A 19923-nucleotide genomic window follows, 5' to 3' on the forward strand; every position below is an offset into this window, starting at 1 on the left:
TTGTTCTTCCGACGCGGTGGCCGGCTTCAGAGCTTGGCCAAGTGCAGGGCCATGGCCGGGTCGCTCACGCTGGGCTTGCCGGTCTCGACCCGACCGGCAAAGCGGCGCTCCATGCCGGCGGCGGCGACCGTGAAGTCGTACCAGCGGCCGCTGCCGTCCAGGTTCCAGTGCAGCATGCCGGTGGCGCCGGGGTCCACGGCCAGCGTCCACGGCCCGTCGTTGCGGTAGGCGTTGGACGTCACGGTGACGCTGCCGGCCGCCTTGCCGCCGTTGCGCACCTTGACGTAGACCTGCCCGCCCGCCGGCTCGTAGCAGACCTGCACCTCGGGCTTGAAGCCGGCGGCGTCCTGGGCGAGCGCATCGCCCTTGAAGGTGCGCACGAAGCCATTGCTGCTGTAGACCCACAGCTCGTACTTGCCGCCATCGGTGGCTCCGGCGTCCCAGTAATCCGACAGCTGCTTGCCCGCTTCCACGGTGTAGCGACGCGGAATGCGGTCGAGGTGCAGCTTGTCGTAGACATGGAACACGGCGCCCTGGTTGCCCGTGTTGCTGAAGATCAGCTGCACCATGCCGCGCGACTCCACGCGCGCGCTGGTGTGCAGCTCGTAGGGCAACGCACGCGAGGGACGCGTGCCGGTCTCCTGGTAGAGCGGCTGCGGCGTGGCCGGCGCCGTGGTCACCGGCGAGGTAGGCAGCAGGCGCTGCGCGGCATTGATGGCCGCGTAGTTGCTGGTGTCGGGCAGCCTGGGCACCACCGGGTCGTTGGGCGTGGCGAAGTCGAAACACGAGGTCAGGTCGCCGCACACCGCACGGTGCCAGGGGCTGATGGCGTCCACGCTGATGCGGAAGCGCTGCTCCAGGAAGCGGGCCACCGAGGTGTGGTCGAACACCTGCGAGTTGACCCAGCCACCCTTGCTCCAGGGCGAGACCACGTACATCGGCACACGCGAGCTCAGGCCCCAGGGGCGGGTCTTGCCGCTGGTGGTGTCCTCGGCCTTGAGGTAGCTGCCGACCGAGGCGTCGAAGTACTCGCCCTCCAGCGACACGGTGGACTTGCCCATCAGATTGCCACTGGCGTCGTACGACGGCACGGCGGGCATGGCCGCGTGGTCGAAGAAGCCATCGTTCTCGTCGAAGGTGACGAACAGCACCGTCTTGCTCCACACGGCCGGATTGGCGGTGAGCGCGTCCAGCACATCGGCGATGAAGTCGGCCGCGCCGGCCACACCCTCGCTGCTGCCCGGGTGCTCGGCCAGGGCCTGCGTGGGCAGCACCCACGAGACCTGCGGCAGCGTGTTGTTGATCACGTCCTGCCTGAGCTGGGCCAGGAAGTTGGTCGCGCCATCGGCGGTGGCCGGGCCGCCCGTGAGGCCGTGCTCGTAGATGGGCGAGCCCGGCTGCGCGGTGCGGAAGCTCTGGAAGGCCAGGCAGCCGTGCATGGCGCCGGTCCAGTTGTTGTTCATGTTCTGGTAGATGTGCCAGCTGATGCCGGCCCGCTGCAGCACGTCGGGGAGCGTGTCCCATTTGAAGGCGGTGTTGACGTACTTGTAGTTGTAGGCGCCCGTTCCGGGATCGACCTGGCCGGAGCCGTCCGCCTGCTGCGCGCGGCCGGCGACCCAGTTGGAGGGACTGGGCCAGCAGCGCGAGTTGACGGGCTCCGAATCGGCATCGGTGCTGTTGATGCCCTTCTTGCGCAGCTCCGGATTGAAGTTGGAGCCCGACCAGAAAATGATCCGGTTGGGATCGGTGCCGGTGAGGATGGAGCAGTGGTAGCCATCGCACAGCGTGAAGGCATCGGCCAGCGCGAACTGGAACGGGATGTCGTCGCGCAGGTAGTAGCCCATCGTGGCCTGGTTCTTGAACTGGATCCAGCGGTCCATCTTTCCCTGGTTCCAGGCGGCCTGCTGGTCGGGAAAGTTGTGCGGCGTGCCCGAGCCGATCAGCGCATTGGCGATGCGCGAGTCGCGACGGAAGGGTGGGATGTCCGCGCCGCCGCTCGGGTTGGGTTGGTAGAACACCGGCTTGCCGGTGGACAGCGGCAGCGGGAAGCGGTCGCCGAAGCCGCGCACCCCGCGCAGGGTGCCGAAGTAATGGTCGAAGCTGCGGTTCTCCTGCATCAGGATGACGATGTGCTTGACGTCATCGATGGTGCCCTTGTCGACAGCGGCCTCGACGGCCAGGGCCTTGCGGATGGCGGGCGGCAGCACGCTCAGGGCCGAGGCCGCGCCGAGCGCGCCGGCCGACTTGCGGAAGAAATCGCGACGGGAAGAGGAGTTCATGGGGTTCTTTCAACGCCAGGGACGACAGGGGGTTCGGTGAAGAAGGCGGTGCGCCGGGGGCTCAGGGCGCGCACTTGAGCGCAGGCTCGGCGGCCGTGCCGCCGCCCGCGGCGGGCGGTGTGCCACCGCCACTGCCGTTGCCGGCCGGCGCACCCTGCCCGGGCAGGAAGGCCAGGCCGCCACCACCGCCGCTGCCACCGCCGCAGGCGCCGAGGGTCAGGCACAGGAGAAGGCCCGCCGCAGCGAGGCCGTACCGGGAAGATGCTGTCTTCATGGGGTTTCCTTTGGATCGAAGGACACGAGGGGAGAAGGAGGCGCGCGCAGGGCGCGGCCAGGGCCGATCCGCAGGGCCGGGCAGGCCACGCGGCATCGGGCGGACGGGGGAAGCGGAAGGTGGGGTACGCCGGCGCGCTGGCAGACGCGCGTCACGGCGCATCACGGCGGCCGGCGCGGGATCAGGGCTCAGCCATAGCGGCTGCGCAGCCGGGCTGCGACGCGGTCGAGCAGGAGCACGGTCAGGAAGATCGCGATCAGGATCGTCCCGACGTGCGCGTAGTTGTACATGTCATAGCGGCCCTTGAGCTCCTGCCCGATGCCGCCGGCGCCCACCAGGCCCACCACGGTGGCCATGCGCACGTTGCGGTCCAGCACGTAGAGCGTGTAGGCGATGAAGCCCGGCATCACCTGCGGCAGCACGGCAAAGCGCATCACCGCCAGCGGGCCGGCGCCAATGGCACGCAGCGCTTCCTGCGGGCGGTCGTCGGCGGTCTCGATGTCCTCGGCGTAGAACTTGCCGAGGAAGCCGGCCGCGTGCAGGGCCAACGCCAGCACGCCGGCGATGGGACCGAAGCCGTAGGCCAGCACCAGGAAGAGCGCACTCACCAGCTCGGGGACCGCGCGCAGCAGGCCGACCACGGCCCGCGCAGCGCCGTAGACAAGCCGGTTGGGCGCGTAGTTGCGGGCGCTGCACCAGGCCAGCGGCGCGCTCAGCACGATGGCGATCAACGTGGCCCAGGCGGCGATCTCGAAGGTCTCCAGCATCTTGGCCGCCACATGCCACAGGTAGCCCAGCGGCTCGACCAGCACCTCCTGGCGCACCACCCGGTCCTCCATGGCGAGGGTCTGCGGATTGAGCCGCGGCTCGTGCATCTCCACGGTCTCGATGTGCGAAAGCCAGGGCAGCTGCTGGCGATCGAAGCCCTCGATGCGGGCGACTTCGGTGCGCTCGGAAATCTGCGGCGGAAAGAGCGAGCGGGCGATGGTGCCCAGCCCGTTCAGCACCTGCGACTGCTCGCGCAGGCCGACGGCGGCGAGCATGCCTTCGCCGGTGAGCGAGAGCATCCGGCCCAGTTCCACACGCTGCCCGGCCCAGAGCCCGCCGGCGAGCACCAGCGCCAGGACCAGCAGCGTGCGCAGGCCGAAGGGCTGCGGCAGGGCCCACTGCGCCGCGGGGCGCACGGGCGCCTGCGCGCCTGTCGCGAGGGATGCGGGGAGGGTCATGGCGCAAGCTCCAGAAGACCGACCGGCAACGCGGGCTGCGGCGCCGGCGACAGGGCCGGCGCAGGGGACGCGCAACTGCCTGCCGCCACCCCGGTCGCAGGAGGCGCGTCGGCGGCGCGCCCGTACACCGCCTCGAAGGCGCCCTGCCCGAAGGCCTGCGGCACGCCGTCGAACACCACGCGGCCCCGGCGCAGCGCCACGATGCGGTCGGCGAACTCGCGCGCCAGATCGAGTTGATGCAGGCTGCACAGCACGGTGGCGCGGCGCTCGCGCGCCTGCCGGCGCAGCAGGTCGAGCACCTCGTGGCTGGTCTGCGGATCGAGGCTGGCGACCGGCTCGTCGGCCAGGACCAGCGGCGGATCGCGCATGAAGGCGCGCGCGATGCCCACGCGCTGTTGCTGCCCGCCAGAGAGTTCGCTCACCCGGCGCAGCAGATGCTCCTCGCCGAGGCCGACGGCCTCGATCAGCGCACAGGCCTTGCGCCTGGCCTCTTCGGTGAACAGCCCCGGCAGCATGCGCCAGAGCGGCATGGCCGGCAGCGCGCCGCACAGCACGTTCTGCGCCACCGTGGCCCGCGCCACCAGGTTGAACTGCTGGTGGATCATGCCGATGCACGGACGCAGGCGGGCCAGGTTGCGCGGCACCACTGGCGTGCCTTGCACCCGCACCTCGCCCACGGTGGGCCGGGCCAGGCCGTTGACCGTGCGCAGCAGCGTGGACTTGCCCGCACCCGACGCCCCCAGCACCACGCAGAACTGGCCGGCGGGCACGTCGAGCGAGACACCGTCCAGCGCCCGGGTGCCATCGGCGTGGCGCAGGGCGACCGAGTCGAAGCACAGCATGGGTGGGCCTTCGGCAGCGTGGATCGTGGTGCGGGTGCCGAGGCTCAACGCTCGGCGGCCTTGGCGAGGATGCGGCCCTTGAGGTCGTCGGTCAGCAGGCCCAGCTTCTCGGCCGCCACATTGAACTCGTCCTCCGAGAAGCGGGTGTCGTAGCCGTCGATGCGTGCGCCGCCGTAGCCGCGGATCATTTCCGGCGTCACGCCCGGCGCCTTGTTGACGGTCTGGAAGGCCTCCTTGAGCCGGGTCTTCATCGCCTCTGGCAGGCGGGCGTTGAGGGCCAGCGGCGGATAGGGAATGGCCATGCTGCGGGCGACGACCTTGATGGTCTTCGGATCGACGGCGCCTTGCTTGACCGCCTTCTCGTAGGAATCGAAGGAGAGCGAGGCCACGTCCACTTGGCCCTGGACCAGCGCCGCCAGGCTGCTGGCATGGCTGCCGGTCATGCGGATGGCGGCCAGGTCGCGCGCCGGATCGATGCCCGCATCCAGCAGCATCGCAACCTGGAAGGTGAAGCTGGAGGCCGAGTTGACGTCGCCGAAGGCCACGCGCCGGCCCTTGACGTCCGCGATGGTGGCGATGGGCGCATCGGCCTTCGCGAACATGCCGGCGTAGTAGACCGAGGCGCCCTTCTCCACGCCCACGGCCAGCAGCTGCGCGCAGCCGCGCTTGTGGGCCTGCACGTACGACACCGGCCCGAAGAAGGCGATGTCGGCCAGCTGGTTGCACATGCCCTCCACCACGGCACCGTAGGACTGGCCCACCTTGAGGTCGAAGTTCAGGCCGGTGGCCCGGCTCACGGCGTTGAAGACCGGCGCGTAGTCGGCCTTGGTGCCCGATTCGGTGCCGCCATCCGCGGGAATCAGCAGCACGCGCAGCGGATGCTCGCGCGAGCCGTCGGCGACGGTCTGCGCGGCCGACGGCAGTGCCAGCACGGCGGTGAGCGAGACGGCGGCGGCCGCGAGGGCCAGGAGCTTCTTCATGGTGGATTCCTTCGTTGCTGAGGCGGGGACGAGGGCCGGTGCCGCTCGGATGCCGGTGAGCTTAGGAAGCCAAGATGACAGGCAAATGAAATAAGCTCATTTCAGTCAATGCCAGATACTGAGCTTTACTCAATAGAATCGCGCCCCACGCCGGCGCCCTGCCCGCCGGCCAACTGCCCTGCGATTCATGAACACCTTCGCTTCCCTCGCCCGCCCGCCGCGGCACCCCCTGCAGAAGACGGGCGCTTACGTCCGCGACGCGCTGGCACGGGCCGACCACCTGCTGCTGGACCTCGACGGCACGCTGGTGCGGCAGAACGAAGCCATCGACGGCGCCGCCGAGCTGCTCGCGCGCTTCGAGGGCCGCTTCGCCATCGTCTCCAACAACTCCACGCACACGGCCCAGGGCCTGTCGCTGCGCCTGCGGCGGCTGGGCCTGCGGGTGCCGCCCGCGCGCATCGTGCTGGCCGGCGAAGGCGCCGTGGACCTGCTGGCACGGCAGCAACCCGGCGCGCATGTGATGGTGGTGGGCAGCGCGGCCCTGCAGCGGCTCGCGGCGGGCCGTGGCTTGCGGCCTGTGGGCACGGGGGCCGACGTGGTGCTGCTGGCGCTGGACCTGCGTTTCAGCCATGCCCGGCTGTCCGCCGTGGTGCACGAGCTGCGTGGAGGCGCCCGCCTGCTGGTGGCCAATGCCGACACCAGCCATCCGGGTCCGCAGGGCCGGCTGGTGCCGGAAACAGGCGCGCTGCTGGCCGCCGTGGTGGCCGCCAGCGGCGTGCGGCCCTGGCGCGTCGTGGGCAAGCCCGAGCCGCTTCTCTTCGAGCAGGGGCTGCGCTGCCTGGGCGCCGATCCGGCCCGCACGCTGGTGGTGGGCGACAACCCGGCCACCGACGCCGCCGGTGCGGCCCGGCTGGGCCTGGCCTGCCTGCTGGTGGGGGATGCGCCCGGCGCCCACGCCGCCTCCGTGGCACAGCTGGCGGCCCCGCCAGCGGCGCCGGTGCAGCTCAGTAGCGCTTGATCGACAGCACGTCGAAGGTCTGGCGCAGGGTGCGCACGGCGGTGTCGTAGTCCGACAGCGCCAGGCACGCGATCAGCACATCGATGATGGCCAGTTGCGCAAGCCGGCTGGTCATGGCCTCGGTGCGGAAATGGGTCTCGCGTGCCATGGTGAACAGCACCACGTCGGCGAAGGCCTGCAGCGGCGACTTGCCGAAGTTGGTGATGCACACGGTAGAGGCGCCCGCCTCCTTGGCCAGCCGCGTGGCCGTCACCGTCTCGTGCGTGCTGCCCGAATGCGAGATGGTCAGCACCGCCACCTTCGCATCGGTGAGCGAGGCGCAGATCGCCTGCACATGCGAGTCGACCACCACCTTGGCATTCAGGCCGATGCGCAGCATGCGGTAGTGCGCATCCTCGGCAATGGTGGCCGAGCTGCCGATGCCGTAGATCTCGATGCGCTCGGCCTGGCGCAATAGCCTGACCGCACGCTCCAGCGCCGCCGCGTCGAGCGAGGCCTGGGTGTCGTGCAGCGTCTGGATGTTGCTCTGGAAGATCTTGCGGATCACGGCCGCCGCCGTGTCCTGCGGGTCGAGGTCCTCATGGATGAACTGCACCGGCCGCACGATCTCCTGCGCCAGGGCGATCTTGACCTGCTGGAAGCCGGTGGCGCCCAGGTTCTTGCACAGGCCCACCACGCTGCCTTCGCTGGAGCCGGTTCGCTCGGCCACCTCGCTCACCGACATGTGCACCACCTCGCGCGGATGGTTGGCGATGAAGCTGGCGATGCGCTGCCCCACCGGCCCGAGCGAGGACCACAGCGTCTCGATGCGCGCGAGCACCGCCAGGGCCTGCCCGCCGGCTGCGACCGGCTGGGGCGCAGGCGCAGGGGTCTTGGCGTTGGACGGTCGGGCGGGGCTGCTGCGCTTCATGGGGCGCGAGCTTACCCGGCGGACATGGCGCTCCCGGCCGCAGGGCCGCCACCGGCGCCTTCATGAGGCCGACTTGAAAGCCCGCCAAGCTGCCGGCCATGTCGCCTTCCCAGCAGTTCGCCGTCCTCGCCGCGCAGACGCCACCACCCTACCGCCGCTATGCCTGGCTGATCGTCGAACGCCTGGACGAGGAGGACGTGCCGCTGTGCGAATCGCTGGGCACCTTCCCGACCCTGATGTCGGCGCTCTATGCGGGGCAGCAGGCGCTGCAGCAGATGCAGTCCGGCGGCTGAGCGCCAAGCTCTGCCCATGAAAAAAGCGGCCGGGGTGCCCACCCCGGCCGTTTCGTTCAGGTCAGATGGCGGTCAGCGCGCGGCAGACGGGCCGGGCAACTGCGGCGTTTCGGCCTGCTGGCCCCGCGTCCGGTAGAGCGAGTACAGCACGCCACCGGCGATCAGGCCGAAGGTCACCGCCAGCGAGATCACGGGCGGAAACTTGCCGATGAAGTTCACCAGGAAGATCTTGGTGCCGATGAACACCAGCACCAGGGCCAGCGCGTACTTGAGGTAGTGGAATCGATGGATCATCGCGGCCAGCGCGAAGTACAGCGCACGCAGGCCCAGGATGGCGAAGATGTTGCTGGTGTAGACGATGAACGGGTCGGTGGTGATGGCGAAGATGGCCGGTACCGAGTCCACGGCGAACACCAGGTCCACGATCTCGATCAGCACCAGGGCCAGCAGCAGCGGCGTCGCGAAGCGGGCCACGCGGCCGGTCTTGGGGTCGACCTCCTTCACCGTGAAGGCATTGCCGCGCAGGCCTTCGGTCACCCGCATGCGGCCACGCAGGAAGCGCAGCACCGGGTTGCTGGCGATGTCGGGCTCGGCATCGGCCATGCGCCACATCTTGATGCCGGTGAACACCAGGAAGGCACCGAAGAAATACAGCACCCAGCTGAAGTTGGTGACCAGCGCCGCGCCCGCGCCGATCAGCAGCGCGCGCAGCACGATCACGCCCAGGATGCCCCAGAACAGCACCCGGTGCTGGTACTGCCGCGGAATGGCGAAGAAGCTGAAGATCAGCGCGATGACGAACACGTTGTCCATCGACAGCGACTTCTCGATCATGAAGCCGGTGAGGTATTCCATGCCGCTCTGCGCACCCAGGCTCCACCAGACCCAGCCGCCGAAGAGCAGCGCCACGCTGATGTAGCCGCCCGACAGCAGCAGGCTTTCGCGCACGCCGATCTCGCGGTCGCCCTTGTGCAGCACGCCCAGGTCGAGCGCCAGCAGGGTGACCACGATGGCCATGAAGGCCAGCCAGAGGCCGGCCGGCCGGCCAAGGAAGTCGGCCGCAAGGAAGGAGAGCAGGGTTTCCATGGTGTCGGTGGTGATGGAGTGGAACTGGCGGCGATGATGCCCATCCGTCCTCTCAAGAAAAACCAGCCGGAGGTGGAACGACTCTTCGGTTTTTACGAAACTTCAAGGCATGGCGTCCTACGACTTCAACTACCGGCACCTGCACTACTTCTGGACCGTGGCGCGCGAGGGCGGCTTCTCCAAGGCGGCCGCCCGGCTGGGCGTGGCGGTGCAGACGGTGAGCGCCCAGGTGCGCGAGCTGGAGAAGTCGCTGGGTCACCAGCTGCTCAAGCCCGAGGGCCGCAGCGTCGCGCTGACCGAAGCGGGCATGGCCGCGCTGCAGCGGGCCGAGGAGATCTTCCAGCTTGGCCAGGAGCTGCCCGAGCTGGTCCGCCAGGCCGCCACGGAGCCGGCGGTGCGCCTGGCCATCGGGCTGTCGGACGGCATCTCCAAGCTGGCCGCCCATGCGATGGTGGAGCCGGTGCTGCAGACCCCCGCGCTGCGCCTGGTCTGCCATGAGGGCGAGCTCGAACAGCTGCTGGGCGAGCTGGCCATGCACCACCTCGACATGGTGCTGGCTGGCCAGCCGGCGCCCTCCAGGCCGGCCCTGCGGCTGAGCAGCCATCGCATCGCCGAGGCACCGGTCGACTGGTGGGGGCCGGCGGCGCTGGTGCGCGCCGCCGCCATGCGCGAGTTTCCGCAGAGCCTGGGCGATCTGCCCGTGCTGCTGCCGACCGCACATTCCGCGCTGCGCCCGCAGCTGGAGCGCTGGTTCGAGCGCCATGGCATGCGCCCGCGCGTCGCGGGCGAGTTCGAGGATTCGGCGTTGCTGGCGGTGTTCGCGGCCCGCGGACTGGGGGTGTTTCCCGTCAGCCGGCTCGGGGCCGGCGACCTGGGGCTGATGCGGGGGCTCCGGCTGCTCGGTCGCAGTGACGAACTTCAGGAAGAAATCCATCTGATCCGGTCACGGCGAGGGCAGCACCATCCCCTCGTCCAGCAGATCGAGGCGCACGCCCGTCAGCGCGGTTGACGAAGCACCGAGCGGAAGTTCAAAAGGTTGGAAGAAGCGCTCAGCACGCCAGCGCCGCGCTCAACACCTGCGCCAGCACCAGCTGGTTGCCATCGGGATCGCGCAGGAAGGCGATGCGGACGGCGTCGGCATCCTGGCGCCGGGTGGGGCGCACGCCAGCGCCATCCATCTGTTCCAGCTGCTGGTCCAGGTCGTCGACCACCATCGTGACCGACGCGCCCGTACCGCCGGCGGACTGCCGCACAAGACGAAGGCAGCAACCACCCTCGAAACGCCATTCGGCGATCTCGGCGTCGCGGCGCACGGGCTCACTGCCGATGAGCAGCGCATACCAGGCAATGGATTGGTCCAGGTCCTTCACGGCCACGCCGGCCAGCATGTTGGTGATGCGCATGGGTGTCTGAGCAGTTTGCGCATGCACTATGAATCCGCGCCAGGGGAAGGCGCGAGGGACGCCGGCGTGCCGCTGCGTAGGATTGCAACCCGCCCTCGCCTGCCGCCGTCGGCGGGCCGCGAAGCACGCCGTGCGCCTCACCCCCGCCGCCTGAAAGCCAGCAACAGGTTGTTGGCCGGCATGTCCAACCGCTCCATCGGATCGAGTCCGGCTTCGGCCGCCTGCGCGGTCACATCGGCCAGCGTCCGCAGTCCCCACGCGGGGTTGCGGCGGCGCAGGTCGGCGTCGAACGCCGCATTGCTGGGCGCCAGCGGCTCGCCCTCGACCACATAGGGTCCATAGAGCACCAGCAGCCCGCCCGGCCGCAGCGCCCGGCCCGCGCCGTGCATCAGTCCTTCGGTGCAGTCCCAGGGGGAGATGTGGACCATGTTGGCGCAGTAGACCGCGTCCAGGCTGGCCGGGGCGACGGGCCAGGCCTCGCGCACATCCAGCGCCACCGGCACCGCGACCTGCGGCAGATCTGCCGAGCGCGCCGCGATGGCGGAGAGCATGGTGGCGTCGGGCTCGGTGGGCAACCAGGTCCATTCCGGCAGGGCCGCAGCAAAGTGCGCCGCATGCTGGCCCGTGCCGGCGGCCACTTCCAGCAGATGGCCGCGCACCGGCAGCAGGCGCAGCAGTTCGGCCAGGATGGGGCCCTTGTTGCGCTCGGCCGCCGGGCTGGTGATCAGTCCCGGCATCGCACCGGCCCTCGCCTGCTGTGCCTGGACGCCATGAGCGCGCCCTGTATGCAGATGCCCTTGGAAGCGGCCACGCGGGCGTCTCTCACACGCGCTCGAAGATCGCGGCGATGCCCTGGCCACCGCCGATGCACATGGTCACCAGCGCATAGCGGCCCTGCACCCGGTGCAGCTCGGCCAGTGCCTTGACGGTGATGATGGCCCCCGTCGCACCCACCGGATGACCCAGCGAAATGCCCGAGCCGTTGGGGTTGACCTTGGCCGGATCGAAGTCCAACTCCTTCATCACGGCGCAGGCCTGGGCGGCGAAGGCCTCGTTGGACTCGATGACGTCCAGGTCACTCACCTTCAGGCCGGTGCGTGCCAGCACCTTGCGCGTGGCCGGCACCGGGCCGATGCCCATGTAGGCCGGCTCCACGCCTGCATGGGCATAACCCACCAGGCGCGCCAGCGGCTTGAGCCCCAGCGCCTTGACGCGCTCGCCCTCGGCCAGCACCACCGCGCCGGCCCCGTCGTTGATGCCCGAGGCGTTGCCGGCCGTGACCGTGCCGCCCTCCTTCTTGAAGGCGGGCTTCATGCCGGCCAGCACCTCGACGGTGGTGGACGCCTTGACATGCTCGTCGGTGTCGAAGACCACCACGCCCTTGCGGGTCTTGATCTCGACCGGGACGATCTGGTCCTTGAACCGACCGGCAGCGATTGCCGCGGCCGCGCGCCGATGGCTCTCGGCGGCCAGCGCGTCCTGCTGCTCGCGCGTGATGCCGTGGCGCTCGGCCACGTTCTCGGCCGTGATGCCCATGTGGATCTTCTGCCAGGGGTCGTGCAGGATGCCCAGCATGTAGTCCACCAACTGCACGTCGCCCATGCGGGCGCCGTAGCGGGCGGCGGTGTCGAAGTAGGGGCCGCGGCTCATCGACTCGGAGCCGGCGCCGATGGCGATGTCGCAGTCGCCCAGCGCGATGGCCTGCGCCGCCGAGATGATGGCCTGCAGGCCCGAGCCGCACAGCCGGTTGACGTTGAAGGCCGGCGTCTCGATGGGGCAGCCGGCATCGATGGCGGCCACGCGGCTGAGGTACGCATCCTTGGTGTCGGTGGGAATCACGTTGCCCATCACCACATGGCCGATGGCGTCGGGCGCCACGCCGCTGCGCGTCAGGGCGGCCTTGACGGCGGTGGTGGCGAGCTGGGTGTTGGGCACGTCCTTGAGCGCGCCGCCGAAGGTGCCGATGGCCGTGCGGGCGGTGCCGACGACGTAGATGTCGCGTGGGGTCATGGTGAGGTCCTCGTCGTGAAAGGTGAAAGCGGGCGGCGGATCAGCGGCCCTGGAAGGCGGGCTTGCGCCGGGCAAAGAAGGCGTCGACGCCTTCGCGGAAATCGGCGGTGGCGGCACAGGCCTGGAAGGCGGCCTCCTCGGCCGCCAACTGTGCCGGAAGATCGCGCTCCACGCTGCCGCGCAGGAGACGCCGCAGCTGGCCCAGCGCCCGGGTGGGGCCGGCGGCCAGCCGCTGCGCCAGCGCCAGGGCCTCGGCCGGCAGGGCGTCGGCAGCGACGACGCGGTTGATCAGGCCCATGCGCTCGGCAGCCTCCGCGTCGAGCATGTCGCCCAGCAGGGCGATCTCCAGCGCACGGCGCAGGCCCACCCAGCGGGGCAGTGCCCACGACGCGCCGACGTCGCAGCTGGCGCCGATGTTGACGTAGGCGAGGTTGAAGCGGGTGCCCTTGGCGGCGAGCACGAAGTCGGCCTGCAGCATCAGGCTGAGGCCCGCACCGGCCGCCACCCCATGCACCTGGGCGATGACGGGCAGGTCGAGCGTGGCGAGCAGTTGCAGGGCCTCGTGCAGCGGCCCGATCAACGCGGCGGCGCCGCCCTGCGGATCGGCCGACAGCACCGCCAGGTCGCCGCCCGCCATGAAGCCCTTGCCCTCGCCGCACAGCAGCAGGGCTCGCACGCCCGGATCGGCGGCCAACCCCCGCACGGCCGCCAGGAAGGCCTGGGCCATGGGCACGTCAATGGCATTGAGCGCCTGGGGCCGGTTGAAGCGGAGGATGGCCACTGCGCCTTCGCGCGAGGTCAGCAAGGGGGATGCGTCGTCGCTCATGCTCGTTTGTCTCCGATGAAGGACGCCCGCTGCCGGCGTTGGACGGGCGGGCCGCCGGATTCTAGGGACGGGCTCCTGCGGCGCGCGGCGGGAGCGCCGCACAATGCGCGCACTTCCACTTCCCCAAAGAGCCACCGCCCATGCTCACGCGTCGTTTCTTCTCCTTCGCGGCCACCGCCCTGGTGGCCGGCCTCACCCTGATCTCGACCGCCCACGCCGGCCCGCGCCTGGACCGCGTGCTGGACACCAAGGTGCTGCGTGTCGGCACGCCGGGCGACTACCGGCCCTTCGCCATCAAGACCGACAGCGGCTATTCGGGCCACGACATCGACCTGGTCGAGCGCATGGCCAAGGAACTGGGCGTGCGCATCGAATGGGTGCCCACCACCTGGCCCAACCTGCTCAAGGACATGCAGGCCGACAAGTACGACCTGGCTGTGGGCGGCATCACCCGCAACGTGGCGCGCATGCGCGTGGTGGCGATGCTCCCGGGCTATGCGCCCTTCGGCAAGGTGGCGCTGGTGCGCGCGGCCGACAAGGCCAGGTTCACCACGCTCGAATCGCTCAACCAGCCCGGTGTGCGCGTCATCAAGAACCCCGGCGGCACCAACGAGGCCTTCGTGCTGGAGAACCTCAAGGCGGCCCAGGTCAGCACGCACGAGAAGAACGCCGAGATCCCCGCGCTGATCGCCGAGGGCAAGGGCGACGTCATGATCACCGAGACCTACGAGGCCCTGGTCTACGCCAAGGCCGATCCGCGCCTGCATGCGGCCTTCATCGACGCCCCGTTGACGCCGCCGAGCAAGCTGGGCTTCATGCTGCCGGCCGATGACGCCGACTACCTGCGCGTGATGAACTTCGTCTGGGACCAGATGGAGACGCGCGGAGCGCTGCGGCAAGCCGCGGACAAGTGGCTGAAGTGATCGCCGGTCGGGCTCAGGACTGAGCCAGCACGGCCTCGACGGCCAGCGCGGCCGCTGCCAGCCGCGCATCGTCACCCCGCACCGAGGCCAGCATCAGCCCCACCGGCAATTCGCCCGGCGCCTGGCAGGGCAGGCTGAAGGCGCAGCCGTCGAGGAAGTTGATGGCGAAGGTGTTGCGCAGCAGCAGGCCATTCGCCTTGAAGAAGGCCTCGTCGCTGGCCAGCAGTTCGTCGATGGCCGGCGCGGTGATCGGCACGGTCGGGCAGACCAGTGCGTCGAAGCCCTGCACGGCCGCCTCCATGCGCACGATCCAGTCGCGGCGCGCGTCCTGCATGGCGATGTAGTCGGCCGCGCCCACCGACATGCCCAGGTCGATGCGGGCCGCCACGCGGGGGTCGTACTCGGCACGCCGGGCGCCGATGCGGCGGCGGTGCACCGCCGCGGCCTCCACGGGCGAGAAGCCCCCGGGCGCGTTGATGCGGGAGATCTCGGTCAATTCATTCAGCGGCAATTCCGTCACAAGCGCGCCTGCAGCCGACAGGCGCGACAGCGCCTGGTCGAAGGCGCGTGCCACCGCGGGCTCGACGCCATCGAACATGAGCGACGCAGGCACGGCGAAGCGCAGCCCTGCCACGCTGTCGCGCCGATGCACGACGAGCGGCGTGTCGGCGAGGGCGGCGTCCAGGGTCAGGCAGTCCTCGACCGTGCGCGCCATGGCGCAGACGGTGTCCAGCGAGCGGGCCAGCTCGAAGGCCCCGTCGCGCGGCGTGCGCGACTGCGTGCTCTTGAAGCCCACCAGCCCACACAACGCGGCCGGGATGCGGATCGAACCGCCAGTGTCCGAGCCCAGCGCGCCCACCGACAGCCCGAGCGCCACCGACACCGCCGCGCCGCTGGAGGAGCCGCCGGGAATGCGCGCCACCTGCGCATCGGCCGGATTGCGCGGCGTGCCGTAGTGCGGATTGATGCCCACGCCGGAGAAGGCGAACTCGGTCATGTTGGTCTTGCCGACGATGGCGGCGCCCTGAAGCCGCAGCCTGGCCACTGCCGCTGCATCGCGGGTGGCTGGCGGCTCGCCCTTGCAGGCCACCGAGCCGGCCAGCGTGACCTCGCCGGCCACGTCGTACAGGTCCTTGATCGACACCGGCAGCCCGGCCAGCGGGGGCATCGGCACGCCGGCGGCCTGCATGGCATCGGCATGGTGCGCGGCCGCCCGCGCGGCGTCGGGATAGAGGCGGGTGAAGACGTGGCCGGCGGCCGGCGCCGAGGCGCCTTCGAGCACCTGCTCGACCAGCGACGTGTGCGTCAGGGCGCCGCCAGCGATGCGCCGGCGCAGTTCGGTAATGGGAGGAAGCGCGGAGGTCATGCGGGCGTTTCTAGCACGCCGCGGCGGCGGGCCGCACGCCCGCAAGAATGCTCAGTCGTCGCGGCCGACCGGACGGGCGCTGACGTCGCTCACATCGGCGTTGAAGCCGCGACGGCCGGCAGGCACCAGCTCGCCGCGGGCCCGCGCAGCCATCTCGTCGGCCGCGGTGCGCTCGGGCTTGCGGGCCTCGGCCGCGGCGCGGAAGCGCTCGAAGCCGGCCCGCGGATCGAAGCGGCTGCCGAACACCGCCGCCCCCAGAGGCGACACCGGTTTACCCGTCAGCCGCGCCCACAGGCTCCGAACCATCAGCACGGCCGCCAGCAGCAGCGCTGCCACGGCGAGGCTCGCCGCAAACACGAGGCCGATGAGCACGAGGACGATTCGGATCAGGAAGTTCATCATGAAAGCTTAGGCGAAGGCGGCACCCAGGGGTTCCGCATCGATACGAATTGAAAAGAAGCGGCAGGAAACCCGCGTGCGCGCAGGGCGCAGATGCACGAAGGCCTGCGCCTTCAAAGGGCGCAGGCCTCGTGGGGACGCCAGGCGCTGCGATCAGGCAGCCGCCTCGGCGCTCTCGCCCGCTTTGGCGAAGTGGAAGGCGCCCGGCTCGCGGATCGGGTCCACGGTGACGCGCACTTCGTCCTTCGGCCCGAAGCGGCCTTCCAGCAGCAGCTTCGACAGCGGGTTTTCGATGCGCTGCTGGATCGCCCGCTTGAGCGGCCGCGCACCGAACACCGGGTCGAAGCCGACCTTGGCCACTTCGGCCAGCGCGGCCGGCGCCACGTCCAGGCCGATCTCCAGCTTGGCCAGGCGTGCCTTGAGCACCTGCAGCTGGATGGCGGCGATGGCCTCGATGTTCTTCGCGTCCAGGCCGTGGAACACCACCGTCTCGTCGATCCGGTTCAGGAACTCGGGGCGGAAGTGGTTGCGCAGTTCGTCCCACACCGCGTCCTTCACCTCCTGCTGGTCGCGCCCCGCCATCGCCTGGATGATGGGCGAGCCGATGTTGCTGGTCATCACGATCACCGTGTTCTTGAAGTCCACGGTGCGGCCCTGGCCGTCGGTCAGGCGGCCGTCGTCCAGCACCTGCAGCAGGATGTTGAACACGTCCGGATGGGCCTTCTCCATCTCGTCCAGCAGCACCACGCTGTAGGGCTTGCGGCGCACGGCCTCGGTGAGGTAGCCGCCTTCGTCGTAGCCCACGTAGCCGGGGGGCGCGCCGATCAGCCGGCTCACTGAATGCTTCTCCATGAACTCGCTCATGTCGATGCGGATCAGGTGGTCCTCGCTGTCGAAGAGGAAGCCCGCCAGCGCCTTGCACAGCTCGGTCTTGCCCACGCCCGTGGGGCCCAGGAAGAGGAAGGAGCCGGTCGGCCGGTTGGGGTCCGACAGGCCCGAGCGCGAGCGCCGGATGGCATTGGCCACGGCGGTGATGGCCTCGTCCTGGCCCACCACGCGCTCGTGCAGCTTGTCTTCCATGCGCAGCAGCTTCTCGCGCTCGCCCTGCATCATCTTGGACACGGGGATGCCGGTCGAGCGCGACACCACTTCCGCAATCTCTTCCGCGCCCACTTCGGTGCGCAGCAGGCGGTTGCCACTGCCCTTGCCGTCGGCGCCGGCCTCCTTGGCCTGCGCTTCCTTCAGGCGCTTCTCCAGCTCCGGCAGGCGGCCGTACTGGATCTCGGCGACCTTGTTGAAGTCGCCCTTGCGGGTCGATTCCTCGATCTGGAAGCGCAGCTTGTCGATCTCTTCCTTGATCTGGGCCGAGCCCTGGGCCGCGGCCTTCTCGGACTTCCAGATCTCCTCGAGGTCGGAATATTCCTTCTGCACCTTGGCCACTTCCTGGTCGAGCAGTTCGAGCCGGCGCATGGAGGCCTCGTCGGTCTCCTTCTTCATGGCCTCGCGCTCGATCTTGAGCTGGATCAGGCGCCGGTCCAGCCGGTCCATCTGCTCGGGCTTGGAGTCGATCTCGATCTTGATCTTGGCCGCGGCCTCGTCGATCAGGTCGATGGCCTTGTCGGGCAGGAAGCGGTCGGTGATGTAGCGGTTGGACAGCTCGGCCGCCGCGACGATGGCCGCGTCGGTGATCTCCACGCCGTGGTGCACCTCGTACTTCTCCTGCAGGCCGCGCAGGATGGCGATGGTGTCCTCCACGCTGGGCTCGCCCACCAGGATCTTCTGGAAGCGGCGCTCCAGCGCGGCGTCCTTCTCGATGTACTTGCGGTATTCGTCCAGCGTGGTGGCACCGATGCAGTGCAGCTCGCCGCGCGCCAGGGCGGGCTTGAGCATGTTGCCCGCGTCCATGGCGCCCTCGGCCTTGCCGGCACCGACCATGGTGTGGATCTCGTCGATGAAGACGATAACCTGGCCTTCTTCCTTGGCCAGCTCGTTGAGCACGTTCTTGAGCCGCTCTTCGAACTCGCCGCGGAACTTGGCGCCGGCCAGCAGCGCCGCCAGGTCGAGCGACAGCACGCGCTTGCCCTTGAGCGAGTCCGGCACCTCGCCGGCCACGATGCGCTGGGCCAGGCCTTCGACGATGGCGGTCTTGCCCACGCCGGGCTCGCCGATCAGCACGGGGTTGTTCTTGCTGCGGCGCTGCAGCACCTGGATGGCGCGGCGGATCTCCTCGTCGCGGCCGATCACCGGGTCGAGCTTGCCGATGCGGGCGCGCTCGGTGAGGTCCAGCGTGTACTTCTTGAGGGCCTCGCGCTGGCCCTCGGCGTCGGCGCTGTTGACCGACTGCCCGCCGCGCACGGCGTCGATGGCCGCTTCGAGCGACTTGCGCGTCAGGCCGTTCTGGCGGGCGATGTCGCCCACGCTGCCCTTGGCATCGGCCACGGCCAGCAGGTAGAGCTCGCTGGCGATGAACTGGTCGCCGCGCTTGATGGATTCCTTCTCGGTGGCCTGAAGCAGGCGGCCGAGTTCGGGGCCGACCTGCACGCCGTCGCCGCCCTGCACCTGCGGCAGGTTCTTGACGGCCTGCTCGGCCGCCTGGCTCAGGCCCGGCACGTTGACGCCGGCGCGCTCCAGCAGCGGGCGCGGGCCGTCGCTCTGGCGCAGCATGGCCAGCAGCAGGTGGGCGGGTTCGATGTAGGCGTTGTCATTGCCCAGGGCGAGCGATTGGGCGTCGACCAGGGCTTCCTGGAACTTGGTGGTGAGTTTGTCTTGGCGCATGGTGGTGAAAAACCTCCGGGTTGACGGGGAGATTGGGCTGGCCGCGGACGATTCAAGACCAGCGCGGGCACATCTCTTGCGTTGGCTCAAACCTCTCACATGATCCATTGGTGAAACCATGGATCATTCCTTCAACAAACGAGTCGGTCCCCTGCCCCTGTTGCGGGTACGCTCGCTTTTTTCCTCGGAGTTCTGCCCCATGTCCCTGCCTTCTGTCTTTCGTCCGGGCCTGATGCGCCGCACCTTCGCACTGGGCGCGCTGCTGGTCGCCGCCGGTCTGGCCCAGGCCCAGTCGACCGGTCCGATCCGCCTGCTGGTCGGTTTCCCGGCCGGTGCCGGCACCGACGCGCTGGCCCGCACCATCGCCGACAAGCTCAAGGACGAGCTGGGCGCTCCCGTGGTGGTGGAGAACCGCGCCGGCGCGGGCGGACAGATCGCCGCGCAGTACCTGAAGACCGCGCCGGCCGACGGCCACGTCTTCTTCGTGTCGCACGACCACACGATCTCGATCCTGCCGGCCGTGACCAAGAACCCCGGCTTCAACCCCGCGGCCGACTTCACGCCCGTGGCCGGCATCGCCACCTTTTCCAACGTGCTGGCCGTCTCGGGCGGCACGCCCGCCAAGACGATCCAGGAATACGTCCAGTGGGTGAAGACCAAGAAGGACGGCAAGGACTCCATCGGCGTGCCCGCGCCGGGTTCGATCCCGGTCTTCCTGACGCAGCTGATCGGCAAGAAGTACGGCATCGACGTGCAGGCCGCACCCTACCGCGGCGGCGCGCCCCTGCTGGCCGACATGATGGGCAACCAGATCGCCGCCGGCATCGCGGGCGTGCCCGACCTGATGGAACTGCAGCGCACCGGCAAGGTCCGCGTGGTGGCCGCCATCGGCGCCAAGCGCGATCCGCTGCTGCCGCAGGTGCCGACCTTCACAGAACTGGGCTTCGAGAACCTCGACGACTATCCCTGGTATGGCGTCTTCGCTCCCGTGGGCACGCCCCAGCCGGTCATCGACAAGTTCAGCGCGGCGCTGCAGAAAGTGCTGGCGCAGCCCGAGACCAAGAAGAAGCTGGTCGACATGGGCCTGCATGTGAACTACGAGCCGCAGGGCCAGTTCGCCGGCCGCGTCCGCAGCTACACCCAGACCTGGGAACGCATCATCAAGGACAGCGGCTTCCAGCCCCAGTGAGCCGGTGGGCCGCCCTGGCGCGGCCGACGTCCCACTTGCCCCGCGGCTTCCGGTCCCGGGGCTTTTTCATGTCCGCCCTCGGACGGGACGGCCGCGGGCTGCCGGGCACGCCCACCGATGCACG

Annotated in this window: 19 protein-coding genes; 5 read left to right on the forward strand and 14 right to left on the reverse strand. The window is 69.8% G+C overall.

All coding sequences use genetic code 11. From position 1 onward, the window contains the following. Positions 1-26: 26 nt before the first annotated feature. The 5 genes from KBC94_RS15290 to KBC94_RS15310 form a co-directional block, all read right to left on the reverse strand. Complete coding sequence (locus tag KBC94_RS15290) at positions 27-2279, reverse strand: phosphocholine-specific phospholipase C (protein ID WP_294371653.1); 2253 nt, start codon at positions 2277-2279, stop codon at positions 27-29. Between the two features lie 61 nt (positions 2280-2340). Further along, entirely contained in the window at positions 2341-2553 is a 213-nt protein-coding gene (locus KBC94_RS15295) for a hypothetical protein (protein WP_294371655.1), read from the reverse strand. Positions 2554-2741: 188 nt separating this feature from the next. Then, the gene (phnE, locus tag KBC94_RS15300) at positions 2742-3779 is read right to left on the reverse strand and encodes a phosphonate ABC transporter, permease protein PhnE (protein ID WP_294371659.1); all 1038 of its coding nucleotides are present in this window, start codon (positions 3777-3779) and stop codon (positions 2742-2744) included. Further along, on the reverse strand, positions 3776-4669 hold the full coding sequence (locus tag KBC94_RS15305; RefSeq protein WP_294371661.1) for a phosphonate ABC transporter ATP-binding protein: 894 nt from the start codon (positions 4667-4669) through the stop codon (positions 3776-3778). The genes phnE and KBC94_RS15305 overlap by 4 nt, the downstream gene beginning before the upstream one ends. Continuing rightward, positions 4666-5601: a phosphate/phosphite/phosphonate ABC transporter substrate-binding protein gene (locus tag KBC94_RS15310; RefSeq protein ID WP_294371664.1), complete on the reverse strand. Its 936-nt coding sequence runs from the start codon at positions 5599-5601 to the stop codon at positions 4666-4668. The genes KBC94_RS15305 and KBC94_RS15310 overlap by 4 nt, the downstream gene beginning before the upstream one ends. 187 nt (positions 5602-5788) lie before the next feature. Between KBC94_RS15310 and KBC94_RS15315 the strand changes: the two genes are divergently transcribed. Beyond that, positions 5789-6619: an HAD-IIA family hydrolase gene (locus KBC94_RS15315; RefSeq protein WP_294371667.1), complete on the forward strand. Its 831-nt coding sequence runs from the start codon at positions 5789-5791 to the stop codon at positions 6617-6619. On the opposite strand, the gene KBC94_RS15320 is transcribed toward KBC94_RS15315, so the two are convergent. Beyond that, on the reverse strand, positions 6606-7529 hold the full coding sequence (locus tag KBC94_RS15320; protein ID WP_294371670.1) for a MurR/RpiR family transcriptional regulator: 924 nt from the start codon (positions 7527-7529) through the stop codon (positions 6606-6608). The two genes, KBC94_RS15315 and KBC94_RS15320, sit on opposite strands and share 14 nt — an antisense overlap. A gap of 98 nt (positions 7530-7627) precedes the next feature. On the opposite strand from KBC94_RS15320, the gene KBC94_RS15325 reads away from it, so the two are divergent. Further along, entirely contained in the window at positions 7628-7822 is a 195-nt protein-coding gene (locus tag KBC94_RS15325; RefSeq protein ID WP_294371672.1) for a hypothetical protein, read from the forward strand. A gap of 72 nt (positions 7823-7894) precedes the next feature. On the opposite strand, the gene KBC94_RS15330 is transcribed toward KBC94_RS15325, so the two are convergent. Next, positions 7895-8908 (reverse strand): TerC family protein, encoded by a 1014-nt coding sequence (locus tag KBC94_RS15330; protein ID WP_294371674.1) that lies wholly within the window; start codon positions 8906-8908, stop codon positions 7895-7897. A gap of 109 nt (positions 8909-9017) precedes the next feature. Between KBC94_RS15330 and KBC94_RS15335 the strand changes: the two genes are divergently transcribed. After that, positions 9018-9917, forward strand: a complete 900-nt coding sequence (locus KBC94_RS15335; RefSeq protein WP_294371677.1) for a LysR family transcriptional regulator — start codon at positions 9018-9020, stop codon at positions 9915-9917. A 40-nt stretch (positions 9918-9957) separates the two neighbouring features. Here the strand turns inward: KBC94_RS15335 and KBC94_RS15340 are convergent, their stop codons facing one another. The 4 genes from KBC94_RS15340 to KBC94_RS15355 form a co-directional block, all read right to left on the reverse strand. Next, entirely contained in the window at positions 9958-10311 is a 354-nt protein-coding gene (locus tag KBC94_RS15340) for a VOC family protein (RefSeq protein WP_294371679.1), read from the reverse strand. 137 nt (positions 10312-10448) lie between these two features. Next, positions 10449-11048, reverse strand: coding sequence for a DUF938 domain-containing protein (locus tag KBC94_RS15345; RefSeq protein WP_294371682.1), 600 nt, complete (start codon positions 11046-11048; stop codon positions 10449-10451). A gap of 85 nt (positions 11049-11133) precedes the next feature. After that, positions 11134-12321, reverse strand: a complete 1188-nt coding sequence (locus KBC94_RS15350) for an acetyl-CoA C-acyltransferase family protein (protein ID WP_294371685.1) — start codon at positions 12319-12321, stop codon at positions 11134-11136. Positions 12322-12361: 40 nt separating this feature from the next. Next, positions 12362-13147: an enoyl-CoA hydratase-related protein gene (locus tag KBC94_RS15355; RefSeq protein WP_294371687.1), complete on the reverse strand. Its 786-nt coding sequence runs from the start codon at positions 13145-13147 to the stop codon at positions 12362-12364. 140 nt (positions 13148-13287) lie between these two features. Here KBC94_RS15355 and KBC94_RS15360 point away from each other — a divergent pair, with 140 nt between their 5' ends. Beyond that, positions 13288-14070, forward strand: coding sequence for a transporter substrate-binding domain-containing protein (locus tag KBC94_RS15360; protein ID WP_294371689.1), 783 nt, complete (start codon positions 13288-13290; stop codon positions 14068-14070). Positions 14071-14083: 13 nt separating this feature from the next. Here the strand turns inward: KBC94_RS15360 and KBC94_RS15365 are convergent, their stop codons facing one another. From KBC94_RS15365 to clpB, 3 genes are all read right to left on the reverse strand, one after another. Beyond that, positions 14084-15436 carry an amidase gene (locus tag KBC94_RS15365; RefSeq protein ID WP_294371691.1) on the reverse strand — a complete coding sequence of 451 codons (1353 nt, stop codon included), beginning with the start codon at positions 15434-15436 and terminating at the stop codon, positions 14084-14086. A 51-nt stretch (positions 15437-15487) separates the two neighbouring features. Further along, positions 15488-15835, reverse strand: coding sequence for a hypothetical protein (locus KBC94_RS15370; protein WP_234197022.1), 348 nt, complete (start codon positions 15833-15835; stop codon positions 15488-15490). Between the two features lie 153 nt (positions 15836-15988). Then, positions 15989-18610, reverse strand: coding sequence for an ATP-dependent chaperone ClpB (gene clpB / locus KBC94_RS15375; protein WP_294371700.1), 2622 nt, complete (start codon positions 18608-18610; stop codon positions 15989-15991). 232 nt (positions 18611-18842) lie between these two features. Here clpB and KBC94_RS15380 point away from each other — a divergent pair, with 232 nt between their 5' ends. Beyond that, the gene (locus KBC94_RS15380; RefSeq protein ID WP_294371838.1) at positions 18843-19799 is read left to right on the forward strand and encodes a Bug family tripartite tricarboxylate transporter substrate binding protein; all 957 of its coding nucleotides are present in this window, start codon (positions 18843-18845) and stop codon (positions 19797-19799) included. The last annotated feature ends 124 nt before the right edge of the window (positions 19800-19923 follow it).

The sequence above is a fragment of the Pseudacidovorax sp. genome (genome assembly GCF_017991995.1).
Classification (GTDB): Bacteria; Pseudomonadota; Gammaproteobacteria; order Burkholderiales; family Burkholderiaceae_C; genus Xenophilus.